Below are 21,093 nucleotides of genomic sequence, written 5' to 3'. Positions count from 1 at the left end.
GCGAAGACGAGGAGGGGGCGGCCCGAAGAGGTGGCGTGGGGCGCGTTCAGCCGCCGGCCAGCACGACGTCGTAGCCCTCGCTGCGCAGCACCTCGACGACGACGTCGCGGTGGTCGCCCTGGAGCTCGATGACGCCGTCCTTGACCGATCCGCCGACGCCGCAGCGCTTCTTCAGTCGCCCGGCGAGCGCCTTGAGCTCGTCGTCGCGCAGGGGCACGCCGTAGACCGCGGTGACGCCCTTGCCGCGGCGGCCGGCCGTCTCGCGGCGGACGCGGACGCGGTCGCCTCCGCCCGACGGAGCGGTGCGCTTCATGACGGCCCGCGGGTCGCTTCGGCCGCGTCGCGCGCCGCGGACGGCGCGACGGCGGGCGGCGCGGGCGCGCCCGGCATGGGCGGCGGCGTGGGGGGCGGGGGGCCGCCGCGGCCGGCGATCTGGGCCCGCTCGATCTCGCCGTTGAGCTCCGCCCCGAGCAGGAACGCGTTGCTCGTCAGGTACAGCCACAGCAGCAGCACGATCGCCGTCGCGAACGCGCCGTAGGTCGCGCCGTAGTTGTTGAAGTTCTTCACGTAGAAGAAGAACAGCGCCGACCCGAGGATCCAGATGATCACGCCGAGCACGGCGCCGGGGGAGATCCAGCGGAAGCGCATGTGCTCGACGTCGGGGGCGAACGCGTAGATCACGGCGAAGATGACCATCATCGCCACGAGCGCGACGAGCCAGCGCGCGTAGGTCCACACCGTGCCGGCGGTCTCGCCCAGCCCGATCGTCCCGAAGAGGTCCTTCGCCACCTGGCCGCCGAGGAACACGGACACCAGCGCGATGAGCGACAGGACGATGACGATGAGCGTCCAGCCGATGTCGTTGACCTTGCGCCGCACGAACCCGCGGTCCTCGTTGACGGCGTAGACCCGGTTCAGGGCACGCCCGGCGGCGCCGAATGCGCTCGATGCCGAGTTCAGCCCCAGCGCCACGCCGATCACCAGCGCGAACCCGGCCTTCGCCGACGACGAGTTGACGAGGGCATCCAGCGATTTGGCGACCGCGTCGACCGCCTCCGCGGGCGCGCCCGCGTCGCGCAGGTACTCCACGGCGTCGCCGACGAGCGACTGCTGGCCGAACAGCCCGAGCAGCGAGATGAAGACGAGCAGCCCCGGGAAGAGAGACATGACGAGGTAGTACGTGAGCGACGCCGCCCAATCGCTCATGCCGTGAGCCTGGTAGGACTTCACCGCACGCTTCAACGACGCCATCACCGGCGGATTCGGCGCCGGGTCGACGTCCTCGGCGGCGCGCGCGGCACGCGACGGCGGCTGCGGGGCAGCCGTAGTGGGATCCGATCGACCGGTCCGATGCGCCACGCGCAGGGGAGGGTTCCCTCACCGACGGAGGTTCAACCCCATGCGCAGATGGGAACCAGCTACAGGGATGTCGGGGGGACCGAGCCCAGTCAACCGCCGCAGCGCGGCAGCATCGAGTGGACCCGAACGCGATTCCGAGGATCGCGCTCTGTTCGTGCGCCTGAAGGCGGGCGACACCGCGGCGCGCGACCAGCTCGCCGAGCGGTTCCTGCCGCTGGCCCGCCAGCTCGCCCGCCGCTACCAGCGCGCGGATGAGCCCCTCGACGACCTCATCCAGGTCGCCTCGCTCGGCCTGATCAAGGCGATCGACCGCTTCGATCCCGCGCGCGAGGTCGCGTTCTCCAGCTACGCGGTCCCGACGATCCTCGGAGAGCTCAAGCGCCACTTCCGCGACCGCACGTGGTCGGTGCGCGTGCCGCGCGACCTGCAGGAGCTCGCGCTGCGCGTCGACAAGGCGGTGGCGACGCTCAACCGCGACCTGCGCCGCTCGCCGAGCGTCCCCGAGATCGCCGAGGCGGTCGGGGCCAACGAGGAGCAGGTGCTCGAGGCGCTCGAGGCCGCGGGCGCGTACCGCGCGACGTCGTTCGACGCGCCGCGGTCAACGGAGGACGACGGTGGCGACAGCCTCGCTGACGCGTTGGGGAGCGACGAGGGCGGGTTCGGACTGGCCGAGGACCGGGCAACGCTCGAGCGTCTCATGGCCGCCATCACCCCCCGCGAACGCGAGGTGCTCCGTCTGCGCTTCGTCGAGGATCTCACCCAGGCCGAGATCGGCGCGCAGATCGGCGTCTCGCAGATGCAGGTCTCGCGGCTCATCCGCCAGTCGCTCGCCCGCCTGCGCACCGCAGCGCTGGCGGCCGAACGCCAAGCCTCGCGCGACCGCTGACCATGGCGAAGCAGGTCGCGATCCTCGACATCGACGGCACGCTCGTCGACACGAACTACCAGCACGCGATCGCGTGGTACCACGCGTTCCGCCAGCACGACTGCATCGTCCCGATCTGGCGGATCCACCGCGCGATCGGCATGGGCGGCGACCAGCTCGTCCCGCACCTCATCGGCGAGGAGAAGGCCGAGGAGCTGGGCGACGACATCCGCGCGGCCGAGAAGCCGCTCTACCTCTCGATGATCGAGCAGGTCGAGCCCTTCAAGGGCGCCCGCGACCTCGTCGTCGACCTCAAGGAGGCCGGCCACACGGTCGTGCTCGCCAGCTCGGCGAAGGGCAACGAGCTCGAGCACTACCTCGACCTGCTCGACGTCCGCGATCTCGCCGACGACTGGACGATGTCCGACGACGTCGAGGAGACGAAGCCGTCCCCCGACCTCGTCCACGCCGCGATGAAGAAGGCCGGCAGCGGCGACGCCGTCATGGTCGGCGACACGAACTGGGACATCGAGGCGGCCAAGCGCGCCGACACCCCGACGATCGCCGTGATGACCGGCGGGTTCGGCCGCGACGAGCTGGTCGAGGCCGGGGCCGTGGCGGTGTTCGACTCGCTGCAGGAGCTGCGGCGCCGCATCGCCGAGACGCCGCTCGGGTAGCGCCGGGGCATGGCCCCCGTCATGGAAGTCCCGCAGCCGGTCGAGCCGGCGCAGCCCGCCGTCCCCGAGACGCCGACGATCCCGACCGAGCCGGTCGAGCCGTCGACCCCGTCGGAGCCGGTGACCCCCGCGGTCCCCGAGACCCCGACGGTGCCGAGCGATCCCGTGCCGGGCCCGGAGGTCGAGCCCGACCCGGCGGACTAGGCCAGCCCCTCCGCCTCGAACTCGCGCAGGAAGCCCTCGAACAGCCGGCGATGGCCCTCCTCGTCGCGGAGGATGGCGATCACCATGTCGTTCGTGACCGGGTCGACGCCCTCGGTCGCCTCGATGATCGCGTTGTAGTGGTCGATCGCGCCGGTCTCGGCCTCGATCACGCCCTTGATGACGTGGACGATGTCGGTCTGGTGCTCGGGCGGCTGGAGGAACGTCTGCTCGGCCGAGAACTCGAGCGAGCCGGGGACGACGCCGTAGAGCTCCTTGATGCGCTTGGCGAACTCCTGCGCATGACCGAGCTCCTCCTGGATGTCGGTCTGCAGCGACTCGATGACCTCCTGGGCGCGCAGCCCGTCGGGGTTCGTCGAGTTGGCGATGTAGCTCATCACCGTCTCGATCTCCATCCAGTACGCCTTCGTGAGCATCGCGATGATCTGCTCACGCTGCTCGCGCTGCTCCTCGCTGAGGATGCCGCGGTGATGTGTCGGTGTGGAAGCCATACGAGGATCATCTTCCCCCGAACGCGCGCCGGTACGCGGTTGGCGTCGTCGCGGTCACGCGGCGGAGGTGCTGCCGCAGCGAGGTCGCGGTCCCGAACCCGCAGCGCGTCGCTACGGCCTCGACCGGGAGGTCCGTCTCCTCGAGCAGCCGCCGCGCGTGCGCGATCCGCTGGGCGTGCAGCCAGCGCAGCGGGCTCGTCCCGGTCTCGGCACCGAAACGACGCAGGAACGAGCGCTCGCTGAGGTAGGCATGGCGCGCGAGGTCGCGCACGGTGAGCGGCTCCTGCAGGCGCTCGAGCGCCCACGTGCGCGTCGGCTCGAGCGAGCGGCCGTCGTCGGGCGGCAGCGGGCGGTCGACGAACTGCGCCTGGCCGCCGGCGCGGTGCGGCGCGACGACGATCCGGCGCGCGACGCGGTTCGCGTGCTCGGCGCCCTGGTCGAGGCGCATGATGTGCAGGCAGAGGTCGATGCCCGCCGCGACGCCCGCGCTCGTCAGCACTCGGCCGTCGTCGACGTAGAGCACGTCGGGGTCGACGGCGACCGCCGGATGGCTGCGGGCGAGCGCGTCCGCGTCGTTCCAGTGCGTCGTCACGCGCCGGCCGTCGAGGACGCCGGCGGCGGCGAGCACGAACGCGCCGGTGCAGATCGAGACCATCCGGGCGCCGCGGGCGTCCGCGCGGCGCAACGCGTCGAGCGCGCGCTCGTCGAACGCCGCGCCGGTGCGCCAGACGCCGGGGACGACGACGGTCTGCGCCCGGTCGATCGCCTCGAGTCCGTGGTCGGCGACGATCGCGAACCCGGTCGAGCTGTCGACCGGGCCGGGCTCGGGGGAGCAGACCCGCAGCTCGTAGCGCGAGCGCTCGGTGGGATGGCCGAACACCTGCGCCGGGATCGCCAGGTCGAACGCGACGACCGGGGGAAGAGCGAGGACGGCGATGCGATGTGGCGGCATCCTTTCGAAGAGTGGCATTCCCGCCACTGGCGCGCAACAACGGGGTCGGGCACCGTGCGTGCATGCACCGGATCGACATCGTCCTCTACGACGGCTTCGACGAGCTCGACGCGATCGGGCCGTTCGAGGTCCTGCGCAACGCCAGGTTCGACGCCACGCTCGTGACCCTCGAGGGCGCGCGCGAGGTGACCGGCTCGCACGGCCTCGTCGTCCGCGCCGAGCGCGGGCTCGACCCCGGCGCCGACGCCGTGCTCGTGCCCGGTGGCGGCTGGAACGACCGCTCCGAGGTGGGCGCCTGGGGCGAGGCGCGCCGCGGCGCGCTGCCCGCGCGGCTGAAGCAGCTCGCGGACGCCGGCGTCGCCATGACGTCGGTCTGCACGGGCGGGATGCTGCTCGCCGCGGCGGGCATCACCGAGGGCCGCCCGGCCGTCACGCACCACGGCTCGATCGACCAGCTGCGCGAGTCCGGGGCGCTCGTCGTCGACGAGCGCGTCGTCGACGACGGCGACCTCATCACCTCCGGCGGCGTGACGTCCGGCATCGACATGGCGCTGTGGATCGTCGAGCGCGAGAAGGGCGCCGAGGTCGCGCAGCTGGTCGCGAAGGAGATGGAGTTCGAACGCCGCGGCCGGGTACGCCAGGTGCATGGCTGACAAGACGCTCGAAGGCAAGACCATCGCGACCCTGGCCACCGACGGCGTCGAGCAGGTCGAGCTCGTCGAACCGCGCAAGGCGCTGGAGGAGGCCGGCGCGAAGACCGAGCTGATCTCGCTCGAGGAGGGCAAGATCCGGGGCTTCGACCACCTCGATCACGCGGACGAGCTCGACGTCGACAAGACCGTCAAGCAGGCCAGCGCGGACGACTACGACGGGATCGTCATCCCCGGCGGCGTCGCGAACGGCGACTTCCTGCGCGCCGACGCCGACGCCTGCGAGTTCGTGGCGGCGTTCGCGACGGCGAAGAAGCCGATCGCCTCGATCTGCCACGGCCCGTGGATCCTCGTGGAGACCGGCATCGTCAAGGGCCGCACGATCACCTCGTGGCCGTCGCTGAAGACCGACGTCGAGAACGCCGGGGGCACGTGGGTCGACGAGGAGGTCCACGTCGACAGCGGCCTGACGACCTCGCGCAAGCCGGACGACCTCCCCGCGTTCAACGCGAAGATCATCGAGGAGTTCGCCGAGGGCCGGCACGACGACCTCCCGCAGCCCGAGGGCCGCTTCGAGCGGGAGGGCGCGACCGCGTCGTGAGCCGCCGGCGCATGCATGGGGTCCGACCCCATGCATGCGCGGTGCTCTCACTCGGGGGCCTTCTCACCGGCCGCGCGGCGCGCGTCCATGTCCTTGCGCGCCTCGCGGTGGATGGCCTTCCACCGCTCCTTGCGCTCGCGGGCCGCGGCGGCCTTGTCGATGAGCGGGACCTCCGCCTCGACGTCCTCGACCGGCGCGACGAGCCGCAGGCCCGGCGTGTCGACGAGCAGCGCCCCGCCGGGCAGCCCGACGAGCTCGCGGCGGACCGTCGTGTGCCGCCCGCGGTCGTCGCCGGTGCGGATCGGCTTCGTCGCCTGACGCTCCTCGCCGAGCAGCGCGTTGAGCAACGTCGACTTGCCGACGCCCGACGTGCCGAGCAGGACGGCGGTCAGCCGCGGCGCGAGCAGCGCCCGGACCCCGTCGAGGCCCTCGCCGGCGAGGACGCTGACCGGGACCACCTCCGCCTCCGCGCGCGTGCGGACGTCGACGGCGAATGCGGCCGGGTCGCCCACCAGGTCGGTCTTGGTGAGCACGATCACCGCGCGCACGCCGCCGCGCGCGGTCACGGCGAGGAACCGGGCGAGCCGGCGCGGGTTGAGATCGCGGTTCGCCGACGTCGCCAGCAGCGCGAGGTCGACGTTCGCGGCCAGCACCTGGGTGCCCCCGCGCTCCTTGCGGCGGGCGATGACGCCCCGGCGGGGGAGGACCGCGCGCACCGGCCCGTCCGGCAGCACCGCGGCGAAGTCGCCGGTGGCGGGCATCGCCGAGGCCCGGCGCAGGCGGCCGGCGAGCGGCGCGCTCCACGTCCGCGCGCCGTCGTCGACGACCGCGCGCCCGCGGTCGACGGCGATGACGCGCGCGGGCACGAGCGACTGGTCGCCGAGCGCGTCGAGGTGGGTCTGCAGCTCGGGGCGCCAACCGAGGCGCCCGAGGGGATGATCGAACAACTGAGGACTCCTTGACGTGCCGCGCGATGGGCGCGGCGGAATGAACCGAACGCGAAGCGCGGCGCGACCGCGGTGCGGTCGGCGCCGCCTAGCGGCGGTCGGTCGTCAGGAGGTGTGAAGTCGTCCGAAGCAGAGCGGCCAGCCTACGGGGTGGCGGCGGCGCGCGCAAGAGCCTCAGGCGGTGGGCGGAGAGCCGCCTTCGGCGGCTGTCGACCCGCCCTCGGTGGCAGACGCTGCGCGCTGCGCGGCGGCGAGGCGCTCGCGCAGCCGGGCGCGCAGCTCGTCGGAATCGACGTCCTGGCGGGCGGCGCGCCGGCGGCGGGCGACGACGGCTCCGGTCGCGGCGACGCCGGCCAGCCCCGCGAGCCCGATGTACTTCCACGGTGGACGACGCATCGGCCCGGGTAGCTTACGGCCGGTGCCGCCCGCCGCCGCCCTCGCGCTCGACGACGCCTGCGCGCTGGCCGCGACGGGCGACGTGCTGCTCTTCCGCGGCCGCTCGCTCGCCGACCACGCGATCCGCGCACTGACGAACGCGCCGGTCAACCACGTCGGCATGGTCGTCGCGCTGGATGACCTGCCGCCGCTCATCTGGCACGCCGAGCTCGGCCGCTCGCTGCCCGACGTCTGGACCGGCGAGCGACAGCGCGGCGTGCAGCTGCACCTCCTCCGCGACGCGATCGTCACCTGGCACGACCGGTACCGCCAGCGGGCGTGGCTGCGGCAGCTCGAGGGCACGGTCGGGCGCGAGCACGAGGACCGGCTCATGGAGGCCATCGACCGCTTCGACGGCCGGCCGTTCCCGACGACGCTCGGGCTCGCGCGCTCGTGGGCGACCGGCCGCGTGCGCCGCCGCGAGTCCACCCGCGAGGCGATCTACTGCGCCGAGCTCGTCGCGACGACCTACCAGCACATGGGGCTGCTGCCCAAGCGCCGGCCCGCGAGCTGGTACGACCCCGGCAAGTTCTGGAGCGGCGACCGCATCGGGCTCGAGCCGCCGTACGCGCTCGGCGGCGAGATCCCGATCCGGATGCCGTGACGCGCTACTGGTGGTAGTTGCGCAGCCCGTCCCAGCTGCGCCCGCCCGACCAGCGCGAGAACCGCGCGCAGCCGGCGACGACCATCACGAGCAGGACGACGTACCCGGCGAGCCCGCCCAGCGTCCCGGCGAGCGTGAGGCACCACGCCACGAACGCCACCCACGCGAACGGCTCGACCGGCACGTGGGGGAGCCGGCGCCGCGGGCGCTCGGGCCGCTCGGGCCGGCGATCGTCGATCAGCAGCAGCACGTCGCGCACGCTACGCCTCGCCGGGCGCGAGTCAAGAGAAGAGGCGCGGAGGACCGGGGAGAGGCGCGGAGGCGGGGGAGAGGCGCGGCGGCGCGCAAGGTCGCGTGCGGCGAGGAGGGCGATGGGCGCTCGCGGGGTACCTTGGCTGGACGATGCCCCGCTCGATCTGGACCGGCGCGATCTCGTTCGGCCTTGTCAACGTGCCGGTGAAGCTCTACTCCGCCGTGCAGCGCAAGGCCGTGCGCTTCAACCAGCTCGACGCCGAGGGGAACGTGCGCATCGCGATGAAGCGCACGAACCCGGTGACGGGCGAGGAGGTGCCCTACGAACGCATCGTCAAGGGCTACGAGATCGCCCCGGACCAGTACGTGGTGATCGAGCCCGAGGAGCTCGACGCGCTCGAGCCGCACCGCACGCGGACCATCGACATCGTCGACTTCGTCGAGCTGAAGGACATCGACCCGATCTTCTACGACCACCCGTACTACCTCGCGCCGGGGGCGGGCGGGTCGAAGCCGTACAAGCTGCTGCTCGACGCGATGCGGGAGACCGGCAAGGTCGCGATCGCCAAGGTCGTGATCCGCAACAAGGAAGCGCTCGTCGCCGTCCGGCCCGCCAAGAACCTGCTGCAGATGGACACGCTCATCTACTTCGACGAGATCGTCCCGCAGGACCGCCTCGACGACCTGCCCGACGACTCGATCGAGACGACCGACCGCGAGCTGGCGATGGCCAAGCAGCTCGTGGAGTCGCTCGCCACGACGTGGGACCCGTCGCAGTACAAGGACGAGCACCGCGAGAAGGTGCTGGAGATGATCGAGCAGAAGGCCGCCGGCGAGGAGGTCGCCGTGCAGCCCGCGGTCGACGACGGCGCCCCCGTGCCCGACCTCATGGCGGCGCTGAAGGCGAGCCTCGACGCGGTCCGGAAGGACGACGCGCCCGCGCGCAAGCCGGCGCCGAAGAAGAAGCCGGCGGCGGCGCGGCGCAAGTCCACTGCCAAGAGCGGGTAAGGCCACGCGGGCATGCCGCCCGCGATCCGCCTCCGCCGCTCCGACGTCAGCGCTCCCGGGATCCGGCGGCGCCGCCGCGGCAAGGGCTTCCAGTACCTCAACCCGGACGGCACCACCGTCGACGACGCCGAGGTGCTGGGCCGCATCAACGAGCTGGTCATCCCGCCCGCCTGGGAGGAGGTCTGGATCTCGCCCTACCCGGGCGGCCACATCCAGGCGACCGGCATCGACCAGCGCGGGCGCAAGCAGTACCTCTACCACCCGAAGTGGCGCCAGCGCCGCGACCAGGAGAAGTTCGACGACATGGTGCGGTTCGCCCGCGCGCTGCCGGACATGCGCACCGCGGTCGCGCGCGACCTCGAGAGCGAGCCGCTCGGCCGCGAGCAGGTGCTGGCGTGCGCGGTGCGCCTGCTCGACAAGGGCTTCTTCCGCATCGGCAGCGAGGACTACGCGGTCACGAACGAGACGTACGGCCTGGCGACGATGCACAAGGCCCACGTCACGCTGGTCGATGACGCGACGCTGCTCTTCGACTACCCCGCCAAGCACGGCAAGCGGCGCGTGCAGTCCGTCGTCGACTCGGACGTGGCGGCGATCATCAAGCGGCTGAAGGCGCGGCGCGGCGGGACGCCCGAGCTGCTCGCGTACAAGCGCAGCCGCCGCTGGGTCGACGTCCGCTCGCCCGACATCAACCAGTACCTGAAGGACATCACGGGCCTCGACGTCTCCGCCAAGGACTTCCGCACGTGGAACGCGACGGTGCTGGCGGCCGTCGCGCTGTCGACGAGCTTCCTCGCGCACGGCAGCAAGACCGGGCGCAAGCGGGCGATCGCCCGCGCGGTGAAGGAGGTCGCGCACTACCTCGGCAACACGCCGGCGGTCGCGCGCGCGTCCTACATCGACCCGCGGATCTTCGACCGCTTCTGCGACGGCACGACGATCGACCCGGCGATCGCCGTCGGCGAGGACGACGAGCCGGCGATCCAGGGTGCGGTGGAGGAGGCGGTGCTCGATCTCATCGCCGACGACGAGGACGCCGACGGCGTGACGGAGATCGAGGAGCTCGAGGCGCTGGTGGCCTAGGCGGCCTGGCCGAGCGCCTCGACGGCCGCGTCGCGCGTCTCGAGGATCGTGAAGATCTGGTCGAGGCCCGTGATCTCGAACGTCTTGGCGATGTTCGCGTCGGTGTTGACGATCACCAGCTGGCCGTCGCGCGAGCGCAGGCGCTTGACCGCGCCGATCAGCACGCCGAGCGCGGTGGAGTCGAGGAACGTCGTCTCCGACAGGTCCACCACGACCCGGGTCGCGCCGTTCTCGATGGCGTCGGCGAGCATCTTCTTGAGCTCCGGGGCGGTGAACAGGTCGATCTCGCCGCGCACGGCGACGACGTGACGGCCCTCACCGAGGTTGTCCTCGGACAGCGCGAACTCAGCAGGCATTGGTCCTCATTCAATCAATCCTCCTTCGCGAGCGCGTCTGTGCCCGCCCGTGCTCCCTCGCCGCGCTCGAAGAAGTCCCAGACCTCCACGACGTTGCCCTCGGGATCCTCGATGTAGATGCTGCGGTCGCCGCCGGGGTGCTCGACGGGGCCCTTGAGCTCGCCGCCCGCGGCGCGGATCCGCTCGGCGAGCGCGTCGAGCGTGCCCGGCTCCGCGCTGAACGCGTAGTGCACGTGGGCGCCGCCCTGATCGCCGAACTCCTTCTCGCCCGGCAGCCACAGGCCCAGCCGCGCGCTCTTGCCGGCGGCGAGCCACACGCGGTCGTCCTCGCGCTTGAGCACGCGCAGTCCGAAGACGTCGACGTACCAGCGCTCGAGTCGTTCCTTGTCGTGGACCCGGAGCGTCAGCTCCGCGAAGCCGGAGACCGTCACGCCCCGAAGCCGAGGCGGATGTAGACCTCTTCGCCGTCGGCGCCCTGGCGGACCTCGACGGCGTCGGCGACGCGCTCCAGGACGTTCCCCACGCCGGGCAGCGCCGCGTCGCTGACGAGCGCGTCCCCGCCCTTGGGCTCAAGCTGGCCGATGGTCATCTCGAGCGATCCCCGCTCGGCCTTCAGGTCGACGATCACGGTGCCGTTGAGCGCGTGGTCGGGGCTGACGGCCGCGACGGTGTCCGCGACGAGCAGGGCATCGTCGAGCCGGTCGATCGGGCACTGGGCGCGAGCGGCGAGCATGCCGATGACGCGGGTCAGCACCGGCCCGAGCAGCGGGCCGTTGCGGACGACCATCGTCGCCTCGTTGCTGGGGTTCGGCGTGCTCACGCGGGCGGCCCCTCGCCGGCGCCGTGGAGCCGGAAGGTCATGCGGACCTCGGTGCGGTCGTCGTCGGAGCGGCCGAGCTCGAGCGTCTCGGCCAGCGTCGCGATGAGCGGGAGGCCGAGGCCGAGGCCGGGGCTGTCGGCGCGCGGCAGCATGCCGCGGCCCTCGTCGCGGATGGCGAGGGCGAGCCGGTCGTCGCGCAGCGCGGCGGCGATCTCCATGGGGCCCTCGCCGCCCGGGTAGGCGTGGACGACGATGTTGGTGCAGGCCTCCGTCACCGCGAGCTTGACGTCGGCCAGGACCTGGTCGTCGACGTCGAGGGCGTCGCCGAGCCCGCCGATGGCATGGCGCACCACGGCGACGTTCTCTGCGCGCGCTGGGAGAGTGAGGACGAGATCGGGCGCAGCCATCACGTCCGGCGGATCCGAGGCACTGGCCTCCTGGCTTGGTTGGGTCGACCCTTCGTGCTGCGCCATTGTCCCTTCCCTTCGGATCGCACGACCATGCGCGGTCCGTGGGGCGGCGGGGAGCATACGTCCCTCCGGATCCAGGTACGAGCCCCGACTCGCAGTCAGCCGAGGTCCGCCAGCGCCGACGCCAGCGCGTCGCCGGACAGCCCGGCGCCGAGCGCGGCGAGCAGGCGGATCCGCACCGCCTGCGGCGATGCGGTCGCCGCCGGCAGCACGCCCGCGGCGCGCAGGTCGTCCTCGGCACCCTCGAACCCGTAGGTGGCGCGCAGGAACGCGCCGCGCTCGGGCCGCACCGCGACCGCGACCGGCGTGCCGGCGTCGACCGCGCGGCGCACGCGGGCGAGCACGGCGGGGGAGACGTGGCCCGCGCCGAGGGCGACGAGCACGACGCCGTCGGGCCCGGACGCCAGCACGGCGTCGAGCACCCGCCCGTCGTCGCCGAGGAACGTCGGCACGACCGGCACGTGCAGGCCGTCGAGCGAGCGGACGCGGAGCGGCGGCGTCCGGTTCGGGGCCGCCCGGACGTCGAGGCGGACATGACCCTCCGCCACGCAGCCCGCCGGCCCGGTCCGCGGCGACCCGAAGGCGACCGGCGAGACCGAGTCGGTCTTGCGGACCTCGCGCGCGAGATGCAGCTCACCCGCGAAGGCGACCCACGTACCGCCGTCGAGCGCGCGGGCCGCGGCGACGGCGTCGAGGAGGTTGGCCGGGCCGTCGGCGCCCGGCGAGCTCGCGGGGCGGATCGCGCCCGTGAGGACCACCGGCCCGCCCTCCCCGTCGTCGTGGAGCACGTCGATCAGCACCGCCAGCTCCTCCAGCGTGTCGGTCCCCGTCGTGAGGACCACGCCGTGGCCGGCCTCGGCCTCGCGAACGGCCTCGCGAGCGACCTCCAGCGCGTCGCCGAGGCTCAGGTGGACCCCCGGCAGCCCGCGGACGGTCCTGGCCTCGTCGACCGCCAATCCGGGCACGCCGGAAACCAGCGCATCCGCGCTGAGCGCGGGCGTTGCGCCTGACCCTCCGTCAGCTTGCATCGAGATCGTCCCACCGACCCCGAGCACCACGATCTTGCGCCTTCGCTCTACCGGCATCGAGGCCCCATGCTCTACCATCGCCCCTCCACCTCGGTGCCCTGACCGCCGGCCCCACGGCACTTCCATGACTTCACTTGATCAGCAGGCCATCGGCCTCTACGACCCCCGCTACGAGCACGACGCCTGTGGTGTCGCCTTCGTCGCACGCCTGGACAACGAGCCGACCCACGAGGTCGTCGAGATGGGCCTGCGGGCGCTCGAGAACCTCGAGCACCGCGGCGCGGCCGGCGCCGACCCGCTGACCGGCGACGGTGCCGGGATGCTCGTCCAGATGCCCGACGACTTCTTCCGCCAGGTCGTCGACTTCGAGCTGCCGCCCGTCGGCCAGTACGGCGTCTGCGTCGCGTTCCTCCCGCAGGACGAGACGCGCCGGCGCAAGCTCGAGGAGCTGCTCGAGCTCAACGTCCGCGTCGAGGGCCAGCGGGTCCTCGGGTGGCGCGACGTGCCGGTCGACGAGGAGCACGTCGGCGTCACCGCGAACCGGACGCGCCCGGCGATGCGGCACCTCTTCGTGGGGGCGGGCCCCGGGTTCGAGTCCGACCAGGACGCCTTCGAGCGCAAGCTCTACGTGATCCGGCGCATCGTCGAGCTGGCCGCCGGCCCCGACTTCTACGCCGCCTCGTTCTCGAGCCGCACGGTCGTCTGGAAGGGCATGCTCATGGCCTCCCAGCCGCGCGGCTTCTTCCCCGACCTCGCCGACCCGCGTATGAAGAGCGCGCTCGCGCTCGTGCACTCGCGCTTCAGCACGAACACGTTCCCCAGCTGGGAGCTCTCGCACCCGTACCGCGTGATCGCCCACAACGGCGAGATCAACACGCTCATGGGCAACGTGAACTGGATGCGCGCCCGCGAGAGCGAGCTCGCCTCCGAGCTGTTCGGCCGCGACCTCGACAAGGTCATGCCGATCGTGCGCCCCGGCGGGTCGGACTCGGCGACGTTCGACAACGTGCTCGAGCTGCTCATGCTCGCCGGCCGGTCGCTGCCGCACGCGGTGATGATGATGATCCCGGAGGCGTGGCAGGACCGCGACGACATCCCGGATCACCTCAAGGGCTTCTACGCGTACCACTCCTGCCTCATGGAGCCGTGGGACGGCCCGGCCGCGGTGGCGTTCACCGACGGGCGTGTCATCGGCGCGACGCTGGACCGCAACGGCCTGCGCCCCGGCCGGTGGGTCGAGACGAAGGACGGCCACGTCGTCCTCGGGTCGGAGGCCGGCCTGCTCGACTTCCCGCCGAGCGAGGTCGAGCGCCTCGGCCGCCTGCAGCCCGGCAAGCTCTTCCTCATCGACCTCGAGCAGGGCCGCATCGTCGAGGACGAGGAGGTCAAGCGCGAGGTCTCGACGCAGCGCCCGTACGGCGACTGGTTCGAGCAGAACACCGTCCACTTCTCGGACCTCCCCGAGGCGCACGTGACGCTCACGGGCGTCGAGCCGAACCGCACGCGCCAGCTCGCGTTCGGCTACTCGCAGGAGGACCTGCGGGTGCTCATGGCGCCGATGGCCGCCTCGGGCGCCGAGCCGATCGGCTCGATGGGCAACGACAACGCGCTGCCGGTGCTCTCCGACAACGCGCCGCCGCTCTTCAGCTACTTCAAGCAGCTCTTCGCGCAGGTGACGAACCCGCCGATCGACCCGATCCGCGAGGAGATCGTCATGAGCCTCGGCACCGGGATCGGGGCCGAGCGCAACCTGCTCGAGGAGACGCCCGAGCACGCGCACCAGCTGGTCATGGACCAGCCGATCCTGCGCAACCACGAGCTCGAGACGCTGCGCAACGTCTCGCACGACATCTTCAGCGCGCACACGCTCGACATCACCTGGCCGGTGGCCGAGGGGCCCGAGGGGCTGCAGAAGCGCCTGGCGGTCGTGTGCGACGAGGCCTACGACGCGATCCAGCAGGGCGTCAACGTCCTGATCCTCTCCGACCGCCGCGTCAAGCGCGACCGTGCGCCGATCCCGTCGCTGCTCGCCGTCGCCGCGGTGCACCAGCACCTCGTGCGCGCGGGCACGCGCCTGCGCGCGGGCCTGGTGCTCGAGTCCGGCGAGCCGCGCGAGGTCCACCACTTCGCGACGCTCATCGGCTACGGCGTCAGCGCGATCAACCCGTACCTGCTCTTCGACTCGGTGGACGAGATGGTCGCCGAGGGGCGCATCCCCGGCGTCACCGACGTCCGGACCGCGCAGAAGAACGTCGTCAAGGCGATCGGCAAGGGCCTGCTCAAGACGATCTCGAAGATGGGGATCTCGACGACGCAGTCCTACTGCGGCGCGCAGATCTTCGAGGCGGTCGGGCTGGAGCGCGACTTCGTCGACCGCCACTTCACGGGCACCGCGTCGCGCATCGGCGGCATCGGGGTCGAGGTGCTGGCGCGCGAGACGCTCGAGCGCCACGCCCGTGCGTACCCCGAGCCCGGCGCCCTGCTGCCGGTCGGCGGCGTCTACGCCTGGCGCCGCGACGGCGAGCGCCACATGTGGAACCCGGAGACCGTCGCGTCGCTGCAGCACGCGGTGCGGGCGAACGACGGGTCGGCGCAGGCGAAGTACGACCAGTACGCCGCGCAGTGCAACGACGACGCGACGAAGCGCTCGACGCTGCGCGGGCTCATGAAGATCCGCACCGACCTCGAGCCGATCCCGGTCGACGAGGTGGAGCCGGCCAAGGAGATCGTCAAGCGCTTCGCCACGGGCGCGATGTCGCTCGGCTCGATCTCGACGCCGGCGCACGAGACGCTCGCCAAGGCGATGAACCGCCTCGGCGGCAAGTCGAACACGGGCGAGGGCGGCGAGGACCCGCGGCGCTTCGCCGACGACCGCCGCTCCGCGATCAAGCAGGTCGCCTCGGGCCGCTTCGGCGTGACGATCAACTACCTCGTCAACGCGGACCAGCTGCAGATCAAGATGGCTCAGGGCGCGAAGCCCGGCGAGGGCGGCCAGCTGCCGGGCCACAAGGTCGACCGCTACATCGGCTCGATCCGGCACTCGACGCCGGGCGTCGGCCTCATCTCGCCGCCGCCGCACCACGACATCTACTCGATCGAGGACCTCAAGCAGCTCATCTACGACCTGCGCTGCTCGAACCCGAAGGCCTCGGTGTCGGTGAAGCTCGTGAGCGAGGTCGGCGTCGGCACGGTCGCCGCGGGCGTCGCGAAGGCGAACGCCGACCACGTGCTCATCGCGGGCCACGACGGCGGCACCGGCGCGTCGCCGCTGTCGTCGATCCAGTCGGCCGGCGTGCCGTGGGAGATCGGCCTGGCAGAGACGCAGCAGACGCTGCTGCGCAACGACCTGCGCTCGCGGATCGTCGTCCAGACCGACGGCCAGCTCAAGACGGGCCGCGACGTCGCGATCGCCGCGATGCTCGGCGCCGACGAGTACGGCTTCTCGACCGCTCCGCTGATCGCGACGGGCTGCATCATGATGCGCGCCTGCCACCTGAACACCTGCCCGGTGGGCATCGCGACGCAGGACCCCGAGCTCGTCAAGCGCTTCAAGGGCCAGCCCGAGCACGTCGTGAACTTCTTCTTCTTCGTGGCGGAGGAGCTGCGCGGCATCATGGCCTCGCTCGGCATCCGCACGATGGACGAGCTGATCGGCCGCACCGACCTGCTCGAGGCCGACAAGGCGATCGAGCACTGGAAGGCCCGCGGCGTCGACCTCTCGCACGTGCTGGCGTTCCCCGAGCTGGAGGACGGCGCCCCGCGCCGCCGCGTCGAGCCGCCGCCGCCGGTGCTCGAGGACAACATCGACTGGGAGATCGTCGAGGCGGTCCGCTCCGCGATCGACTCGCGCGAGCCGATCGCGATCGAGCGGCCGGTGCGCAACATCGACCGCTGCGTCGGCGGCATCCTCTCCAGCCACGTCGCGCAGAAGCACGGGCTCGAGGGCCTCGACGACGACTGCATCCGCATCGACTTCCGCGGCACCGCCGGCCAGTCGTTCGGCGCCTGGCTCGCGCACGGCGTGACGTTCGTCCTGCACGGCGAGGCCAACGACTACACGGGCAAGGGCCTGTCGGGCGGCACGCTCGTCGTGCGCCTGCCCGGGGACGCGGCCTATCGCGCCGAGGACAACGTCACTATCGGGAACGTCGTGCTCTACGGCGCGACGTCCGGCAAGGCGTTCTTCCGCGGCAACGCCGGCGAGCGCTTCTGCGTGCGCAACTCGGGCGCCTCCGCGGTGGTCGAGGGCGTCGGCGACCACGGCTGCGAGTACATGACCGGCGGCCGCGCGGTGATCCTCGGCCGGACCGGGCGCAACTTCGCGGCCGGCATGAGCGGCGGCCTGGCGTTCGTGCTCGACGAGGACGGCACGTTCTCCTCGCGCGTGAACCCGACGATGCTCGACCAGCTCGAGGCGCCGGAGGAGAGCGACTTCATCGAGATCCACACGCTCGTCAGCGAGCACGTGGAGCGGACCGGCTCGCCCGTCGGGCAGCGGGTGCTCGACGAGTGGGAGTCGCTGAAGGGCAAGTTCGTGAAGGTCTTCCCGGCCGACTACAAGCGCGTGCTCGCCGAGCTCGCCGCCCAGGAGGACGCGCAGACCTACGAGGCCGACGAGGAGGCGGGCGACGAGACCGTCGACGTCGTCGGCGTCCCGTCCGTCCGCAAGGGCGAGGGGGAGTAGCCATGGGTGAGATCGGCGGCTTCCTGAAGATCGAGCGCTCGGCGCAGAAGTACCGCGACCCCACGCAGCGCGTCGCGGACTACCGCGAGTTCCTCGTCGAGCGTGCCCCGGCCGAGATCAGCGAGCAGGGCGCGCGCTGCATGGAGTGCGGCATCCCGTTCTGCCACAACGGGTGCCCGGTCGGGAACCTCATCCCCGACTGGAACGACCTCGTCTACCGCGACCGCTGGCAGGACGCGATCCGCCAGCTGCACGCGACGAACAACTTCCCCGAGTTCACGGGCCGCCTGTGCCCGGCGCCGTGCGAGGCCTCCTGCGTGCTCGAGATCCGCGAGGGCGACGCGGTCACGATCAAGCAGATCGAGAACGCGATCATCGACCGCGCGTGGGCCGAGGGCTGGGTCGTGCCGCAGCCGCCGTCGCACGAGACCGGTTTCGCGGTCGCCGTCATCGGCGCCGGCCCGGCCGGCATGGCCGCCGCGCAGCAGCTGCGCCGCGAGGGCCACCGCGTCGTGCTGTTCGAGCGCGACGAGGCCGCGGGCGGGCTGGTCCGCTTCGGCGTGCCGGACTTCAAGATCGAGAAGTGGGTCGTCGAGCGGCGCGTGCAGCAGCTCGTCGACGAGGGCGTCGACCTGCGGCTCGGCGTCGACGTCGGCACCGACGTGTCGGTCGAGGAGCTGCGCGAGGAGTTCGACGCGATCGTCATCGCGACCGGCTCGCGCGAGCCGCGCGACCTGCCGGTCCCCGGCCGCGAGCTCGAGGGCATCCATCCCGCGATGGACTACCTCTACGGCCGCAACCGCTGGGTCGCCGACGAGAGCTACGAGGCGCCGATCAGCGCGGCCGGCAAGAACGTCGTCGTGATCGGCGGCGGCGACACCGGCGCGGACTGCGTCGCGCAGTCCGACCGCGAGGGCGCGCTGCAGATCGTCCAGCTCGAGGTGCTCCCGGAGCCGCCCACGTCGCGGCCGGACGATCGCACGCCGTGGCCGCTGTGGCCGCAGAAGTTCCGCCTCTCGTACGCGATGGAGGAGGCGCGCGCGCTCGGCAAGGGCGAGCAGGACTTCCTCGTGGCGACGACGTCGTTCACGGGCGAGGACGGGCGCGTGACGACGCTGAACGCGGCGCGGGCGAACCCCGAGAACCCGTTCGGCCCGCCGCTGCCCGGCACCGAGTTCGAGATCAAGGCCGACCTCGTCCTGCTCGCGATGGGCTTCCTCCACCCCGAGCAGCCCCTGCTCGACCAGCTCGGCATCGCGAAGGACCCGCGCGGCAACGCGAAGGCTCCGACGTACGCGACGACCGAGGAGGGCGTGTTCGCCGCGGGCGACGCCCGCCGCGGCCAGTCGCTCATCGTGTGGGCGATCAACGAGGGCCGCCAGTGCGCCCGCATGGTCGATCGCTACCTCGGCACGCTCGAGCCCCGTGACGAGATCCGGACCGGCAACGTCGAGGCCGAGGACACGGGCCCCGAGGGCCCGCCCGGCCGCGCGCGGTACGGCATCACCGTCTCGTAGCTTCCGTAGGCCCGTTTCACCCCATCGGGATGAGCCGGGCCGCGGCGAGGCGTGGTTGCGTCTCCGGCATGACCACTTCGACCGCACGGCCGGCCGGCGCGGGCTGGTTCACGTTCGCCGGGATCATGTTCGTCATCTCCGGCGCCTCGAACCTCCTGTGGGGCATCGGCGCGCTCGACACCAAGGAGTACCTCCCCGAGGACGGCCTGCTCTTCAGCGACCTGACGCTGTGGGGCTGGATCTCGATCCTCTGGGGCGCCGCCGCGATCGTCACCGCGATCCTCCTGCTGACCCGCAGCGAGTGGAGCGGAGGGATCGCGCTCATCATGGCGACGCTCAGCGCGATCTTCTGGCTCTTCGCGCTGCCGGTCCTGCCGATCTGGGCGCTCATCGTCATCGCGATCGACGTCGCGATCATCTACGGCGTCGCCACCCACCTCGACGACGTCCTCGGCTGACGGCACCGCGTAGCGTCGTCGCGCAGCGGGCATGCTTCCGGCGTGGCACTGCGCGGCGGCGTCGACCTGGGCGGGACGAAGATCCAGACGGTGGTCATCGACGACTCCGACGCCGTCATCGGCGCGGCGCGGCGGCCCACGCCGACCGAGGGCGGGCCCTCCGACGTCGCGGAGGCGATCGCCGGCTCGATGCGCGAGGCCGCTGCGGACGCCAACCTCGAGCCGGGTGCGCTGGCCGGCGTCGGCGTCGGCACGCCGGGGGCCGTCGACGCGAAGGCGGGCACCGTCACGAGCGCGCGGAACCTCCCCGGCTGGGAGGGAACGCACCCGCTGGCCTCCGATCTCGGGGATCGGCTCGGCGTGCCGGTGCGGCTCGGCAACGACGTGGACGTCGCCACGCTCGCCGAGTTCCATCTCGGTGCCGCCAAGCCGTACCGGTCGGTGCTCGGCGTGTTCTGGGGAACGGGCGTCGGCGGCGGCGTCGTCCTCGACGGCGAGCTGTGGCACGGCCGCGCCGCCGCGGGCGAGATCGGCCACATGGTGGTGAAGATCGACGGCGCTCGCTGTCCGTGCGGGCGCCGCGGGTGCATGGAGGCCTACGCCGGCCGCGGCGCCATGGAGATGCGTGCGCGGAAGCTCGTCGACGACGGCGAGAAGACGGACCTCTTCGACATCATGGAGCGGCGGGGCCGCGAACGGCTGACGAGCGGCGTGTTCGCCCGCGCGCTCGACCGCGGCGACAAGATGGCGGTCGGCCTCATCGACCGCGCGATCGAGGCGCTGGGCGCCGGCGTCGCCTCGGCGGTCAACCTGCTCGATGTCGAGGCCGTGATCATCGGCGGCGGGCTCGGCGTGCGCCTCGGGCAGCCGTACGCGGACCGCATCGCCGCCGCGATGCAGCCCCACCTCTTCTCGGACGACCGCCCGCCGGCCGTACACGTCGCCGCGCTCGGCGACCTCGGCGGAGCGGTCGGGGCCGCCACGCTCGTCTAGCGGCTCTGCAACGCCAGGCGGGCCGAGAGGGCGACGAACGAGCCCGCGAACGTGCGGCGCAACCACGTCATGACGTTCGGGCGGGAGACGACGTGGTTGCGGACACCGGCGGCGAAGAGGCCGTAGAGCGCGAAGACGACGAACGTCATCGCCATGAAGACGGCGCTGAGGCCGAGCATCGGGGCGAGGGCTCCGCCGTCGACGAACTGGGGGAGGAAGGCGAAGAAGAAGATCGTCAGCTTCGGGTTGAGGAGGTTGACGAGGACGCCGGCGACGATGACCTGGCGGGCGGTCCGCGGGGCGCTCGCGGCGTCGACGTCGAGGGCGCCGTGCTCGCGCAGGGACGAGAAGGCGAGCCACAGGAGGTACGCGACGCCGGCCCACTTCAGGGCGCTGAACGCGACGGCGCTCGTGTGGAGGAGCGCCGCGAGGCCGGTGATCGCCGCGAGCAGGTGCGGGACGATCCCGAGGGTGCACGCGAAGGCGGCGAGGACGCTCGCGCGGGCGCCGCGGGCGAGGCCGGCGGCGAGCGTGAAGACGACGCCGGTGCCGGGCGTCGCCACGATCACCAGGCTCGTCAGGAGGAACTCGGCGCTCACGCCGCCGAGCCTACGGGCCCGG

The 21,093-nt window shown here is 72.4% G+C and carries 25 protein-coding genes; 12 read left to right on the top strand and 13 right to left on the bottom strand.

Annotated features, from left to right (window positions below; all coding sequences use genetic code 11):
• Positions 1-46: 46 nt before the first annotated feature.
• Complete coding sequence (locus AC1UE4_RS10580) at positions 47-313, bottom strand: translation initiation factor (protein WP_482917189.1); 267 nt, start codon at positions 311-313, stop codon at positions 47-49.
• Positions 310-1,251 carry a YihY/virulence factor BrkB family protein gene (locus AC1UE4_RS10575; RefSeq protein ID WP_482917188.1) on the bottom strand — a complete coding sequence of 314 codons (942 nt, stop codon included), beginning with the start codon at positions 1,249-1,251 and terminating at the stop codon, positions 310-312. Before AC1UE4_RS10575 ends, AC1UE4_RS10580 begins: the two co-directional genes overlap by 4 nt.
• Before the next feature lie 262 nt (positions 1,252-1,513).
• Here AC1UE4_RS10575 and AC1UE4_RS10570 point away from each other — a divergent pair, with 262 nt between their 5' ends.
• Genes AC1UE4_RS10570 through AC1UE4_RS10560 form a run of 3 tightly spaced genes read left to right on the top strand, consistent with a single transcriptional unit; the run spans position 1,514 to position 3,105 of the window.
• Positions 1,514-2,245, top strand: coding sequence for a SigB/SigF/SigG family RNA polymerase sigma factor (locus tag AC1UE4_RS10570; RefSeq protein ID WP_482917187.1), 732 nt, complete (start codon positions 1,514-1,516; stop codon positions 2,243-2,245).
• 2 nt (positions 2,246-2,247) lie between these two features.
• Entirely contained in the window at positions 2,248-2,901 is a 654-nt protein-coding gene (locus AC1UE4_RS10565) for an HAD family hydrolase (protein ID WP_482917186.1), read from the top strand.
• A 9-nt stretch (positions 2,902-2,910) separates the two neighbouring features.
• Entirely contained in the window at positions 2,911-3,105 is a 195-nt protein-coding gene (locus AC1UE4_RS10560; RefSeq protein ID WP_482917185.1) for a hypothetical protein, read from the top strand.
• Here the strand turns inward: AC1UE4_RS10560 and AC1UE4_RS10555 are convergent.
• Both AC1UE4_RS10555 and AC1UE4_RS10550 read right to left on the bottom strand, forming a co-directional pair.
• Positions 3,102-3,614 carry a ferritin-like domain-containing protein gene (locus tag AC1UE4_RS10555; RefSeq protein ID WP_482917184.1) on the bottom strand — a complete coding sequence of 171 codons (513 nt, stop codon included), beginning with the start codon at positions 3,612-3,614 and terminating at the stop codon, positions 3,102-3,104. The genes AC1UE4_RS10560 and AC1UE4_RS10555 overlap by 4 nt on opposite strands.
• A 7-nt stretch (positions 3,615-3,621) precedes the next feature.
• Positions 3,622-4,566, bottom strand: a complete 945-nt coding sequence (locus AC1UE4_RS10550) for a GlxA family transcriptional regulator (protein WP_482917183.1) — start codon at positions 4,564-4,566, stop codon at positions 3,622-3,624.
• Between the two features lie 62 nt (positions 4,567-4,628).
• Here AC1UE4_RS10550 and AC1UE4_RS10545 point away from each other — a divergent pair, with 62 nt between their 5' ends.
• The gene (locus AC1UE4_RS10545; protein WP_482917182.1) at positions 4,629-5,219 is read left to right on the top strand and encodes a DJ-1/PfpI family protein; all 591 of its coding nucleotides are present in this window, start codon (positions 4,629-4,631) and stop codon (positions 5,217-5,219) included.
• On the top strand, positions 5,212-5,817 hold the full coding sequence (locus tag AC1UE4_RS10540) for a type 1 glutamine amidotransferase domain-containing protein (protein ID WP_482917181.1): 606 nt from the start codon (positions 5,212-5,214) through the stop codon (positions 5,815-5,817). Before AC1UE4_RS10545 ends, AC1UE4_RS10540 begins: the two co-directional genes overlap by 8 nt.
• Positions 5,818-5,864: 47 nt before the next feature.
• Here the strand turns inward: AC1UE4_RS10540 and rsgA are convergent, their stop codons facing one another.
• Both rsgA and AC1UE4_RS10530 read right to left on the bottom strand, forming a co-directional pair.
• Entirely contained in the window at positions 5,865-6,764 is a 900-nt protein-coding gene (gene rsgA / locus AC1UE4_RS10535) for a GTPase RsgA (RefSeq protein WP_482917180.1), read from the bottom strand.
• A 174-nt stretch (positions 6,765-6,938) separates the two neighbouring features.
• On the bottom strand, positions 6,939-7,160 hold the full coding sequence (locus AC1UE4_RS10530) for a hypothetical protein (RefSeq protein ID WP_482917179.1): 222 nt from the start codon (positions 7,158-7,160) through the stop codon (positions 6,939-6,941).
• A gap of 22 nt (positions 7,161-7,182) precedes the next feature.
• On the opposite strand from AC1UE4_RS10530, the gene AC1UE4_RS10525 reads away from it, so the two are divergent.
• The gene (locus AC1UE4_RS10525; RefSeq protein ID WP_482917178.1) at positions 7,183-7,803 is read left to right on the top strand and encodes a C40 family peptidase; all 621 of its coding nucleotides are present in this window, start codon (positions 7,183-7,185) and stop codon (positions 7,801-7,803) included.
• 4 nt (positions 7,804-7,807) lie between these two features.
• Here AC1UE4_RS10525 and AC1UE4_RS10520 read toward each other — a convergent pair whose 3' ends face one another.
• Positions 7,808-8,053, bottom strand: a complete 246-nt coding sequence (locus tag AC1UE4_RS10520; RefSeq protein WP_482917177.1) for a hypothetical protein — start codon at positions 8,051-8,053, stop codon at positions 7,808-7,810.
• Positions 8,054-8,205: 152 nt separating this feature from the next.
• Between AC1UE4_RS10520 and ku the strand changes: the two genes are divergently transcribed.
• The gene (ku, locus tag AC1UE4_RS10515; protein ID WP_482917176.1) at positions 8,206-9,063 is read left to right on the top strand and encodes a non-homologous end joining protein Ku; all 858 of its coding nucleotides are present in this window, start codon (positions 8,206-8,208) and stop codon (positions 9,061-9,063) included.
• 12 nt (positions 9,064-9,075) lie between these two features.
• A complete protein-coding gene (locus AC1UE4_RS10510) occupies positions 9,076-10,146 on the top strand; it encodes a DNA topoisomerase IB (RefSeq protein WP_482917175.1) in 1,071 nt (356 codons plus the stop codon).
• Here the strand turns inward: AC1UE4_RS10510 and AC1UE4_RS10505 are convergent.
• The 5 genes from AC1UE4_RS10505 to AC1UE4_RS10485 all read right to left on the bottom strand — a co-directional run bounded on the left by AC1UE4_RS10505 (position 10,143) and on the right by AC1UE4_RS10485 (position 12,877).
• On the bottom strand, positions 10,143-10,502 hold the full coding sequence (locus AC1UE4_RS10505; protein WP_482917174.1) for an STAS domain-containing protein: 360 nt from the start codon (positions 10,500-10,502) through the stop codon (positions 10,143-10,145). The genes AC1UE4_RS10510 and AC1UE4_RS10505 overlap by 4 nt on opposite strands.
• A gap of 14 nt (positions 10,503-10,516) precedes the next feature.
• Positions 10,517-10,933, bottom strand: coding sequence for a VOC family protein (locus AC1UE4_RS10500; protein WP_482917173.1), 417 nt, complete (start codon positions 10,931-10,933; stop codon positions 10,517-10,519).
• The gene (locus AC1UE4_RS10495) at positions 10,930-11,322 is read right to left on the bottom strand and encodes a hypothetical protein (RefSeq protein WP_482917172.1); all 393 of its coding nucleotides are present in this window, start codon (positions 11,320-11,322) and stop codon (positions 10,930-10,932) included. The genes AC1UE4_RS10500 and AC1UE4_RS10495 overlap by 4 nt, the downstream gene beginning before the upstream one ends.
• Positions 11,319-11,729: an ATP-binding protein gene (locus AC1UE4_RS10490; protein ID WP_482917171.1), complete on the bottom strand. Its 411-nt coding sequence runs from the start codon at positions 11,727-11,729 to the stop codon at positions 11,319-11,321. The genes AC1UE4_RS10495 and AC1UE4_RS10490 overlap by 4 nt, the downstream gene beginning before the upstream one ends.
• Before the next feature lie 161 nt (positions 11,730-11,890).
• Positions 11,891-12,877 (bottom strand): asparaginase, encoded by a 987-nt coding sequence (locus AC1UE4_RS10485; protein WP_482917170.1) that lies wholly within the window; start codon positions 12,875-12,877, stop codon positions 11,891-11,893.
• Between the two features lie 67 nt (positions 12,878-12,944).
• Between AC1UE4_RS10485 and gltB the strand changes: the two genes are divergently transcribed.
• From gltB to AC1UE4_RS10465, 4 genes are all read left to right on the top strand, one after another.
• The gene (gene gltB, locus AC1UE4_RS10480; protein WP_482917169.1) at positions 12,945-17,504 is read left to right on the top strand and encodes a glutamate synthase large subunit; all 4,560 of its coding nucleotides are present in this window, start codon (positions 12,945-12,947) and stop codon (positions 17,502-17,504) included.
• A 2-nt stretch (positions 17,505-17,506) separates the two neighbouring features.
• A complete protein-coding gene (locus tag AC1UE4_RS10475; protein WP_482917168.1) occupies positions 17,507-19,021 on the top strand; it encodes a glutamate synthase subunit beta in 1,515 nt (504 codons plus the stop codon).
• Between the two features lie 68 nt (positions 19,022-19,089).
• A complete protein-coding gene (locus AC1UE4_RS10470; RefSeq protein WP_482917167.1) occupies positions 19,090-19,479 on the top strand; it encodes a DUF7144 family membrane protein in 390 nt (129 codons plus the stop codon).
• Positions 19,480-19,521: 42 nt separating this feature from the next.
• Positions 19,522-20,472, top strand: coding sequence for an ROK family protein (locus AC1UE4_RS10465; RefSeq protein WP_482917166.1), 951 nt, complete (start codon positions 19,522-19,524; stop codon positions 20,470-20,472).
• On the opposite strand, the gene AC1UE4_RS10460 is transcribed toward AC1UE4_RS10465, so the two are convergent.
• Positions 20,469-21,071, bottom strand: coding sequence for a LysE family translocator (locus tag AC1UE4_RS10460; RefSeq protein WP_482917165.1), 603 nt, complete (start codon positions 21,069-21,071; stop codon positions 20,469-20,471). The genes AC1UE4_RS10465 and AC1UE4_RS10460 overlap by 4 nt on opposite strands.
• Positions 21,072-21,093: the final 22 nt, after the last annotated feature.

The sequence above is a fragment of the Parviterribacter kavangonensis genome (assembly GCF_056863335.1).
Note: the sequence above shows the minus strand (reverse complement) of the source record. Positions and strands in the feature narration are given on the sequence as shown.

Coding starts and splice junctions, on each gene's coding strand:
- AC1UE4_RS10580 (WP_482917189.1), bottom strand. CDS start 313: ATGAAGCGCACCGCTCCGTCGGGCGGAGGCGACCGCGTCCGCGTCCGC.
- AC1UE4_RS10575 (WP_482917188.1), bottom strand. CDS start 1,251: ATGGCGTCGTTGAAGCGTGCGGTGAAGTCCTACCAGGCTCACGGCATG.
- AC1UE4_RS10565 (WP_482917186.1), top strand. CDS start 2,248: ATGGCGAAGCAGGTCGCGATCCTCGACATCGACGGCACGCTCGTCGAC.
- AC1UE4_RS10560 (WP_482917185.1), top strand. CDS start 2,911: ATGGCCCCCGTCATGGAAGTCCCGCAGCCGGTCGAGCCGGCGCAGCCC.
- AC1UE4_RS10555 (WP_482917184.1), bottom strand. CDS start 3,614: ATGGCTTCCACACCGACACATCACCGCGGCATCCTCAGCGAGGAGCAG.
- AC1UE4_RS10550 (WP_482917183.1), bottom strand. CDS start 4,566: ATGCCGCCACATCGCATCGCCGTCCTCGCTCTTCCCCCGGTCGTCGCG.
- AC1UE4_RS10545 (WP_482917182.1), top strand. CDS start 4,629: ATGCACCGGATCGACATCGTCCTCTACGACGGCTTCGACGAGCTCGAC.
- AC1UE4_RS10540 (WP_482917181.1), top strand. CDS start 5,212: ATGGCTGACAAGACGCTCGAAGGCAAGACCATCGCGACCCTGGCCACC.
- AC1UE4_RS10530 (WP_482917179.1), bottom strand. CDS start 7,160: ATGCGTCGTCCACCGTGGAAGTACATCGGGCTCGCGGGGCTGGCCGGC.
- ku (WP_482917176.1), top strand. CDS start 8,206: ATGCCCCGCTCGATCTGGACCGGCGCGATCTCGTTCGGCCTTGTCAAC.
- AC1UE4_RS10510 (WP_482917175.1), top strand. CDS start 9,076: ATGCCGCCCGCGATCCGCCTCCGCCGCTCCGACGTCAGCGCTCCCGGG.
- AC1UE4_RS10505 (WP_482917174.1), bottom strand. CDS start 10,502: ATGCCTGCTGAGTTCGCGCTGTCCGAGGACAACCTCGGTGAGGGCCGT.
- AC1UE4_RS10490 (WP_482917171.1), bottom strand. CDS start 11,729: ATGGCTGCGCCCGATCTCGTCCTCACTCTCCCAGCGCGCGCAGAGAAC.
- AC1UE4_RS10485 (WP_482917170.1), bottom strand. CDS start 12,877: ATGCCGGTAGAGCGAAGGCGCAAGATCGTGGTGCTCGGGGTCGGTGGG.
- gltB (WP_482917169.1), top strand. CDS start 12,945: ATGACTTCACTTGATCAGCAGGCCATCGGCCTCTACGACCCCCGCTAC.
- AC1UE4_RS10475 (WP_482917168.1), top strand. CDS start 17,507: ATGGGTGAGATCGGCGGCTTCCTGAAGATCGAGCGCTCGGCGCAGAAG.
- AC1UE4_RS10470 (WP_482917167.1), top strand. CDS start 19,090: ATGACCACTTCGACCGCACGGCCGGCCGGCGCGGGCTGGTTCACGTTC.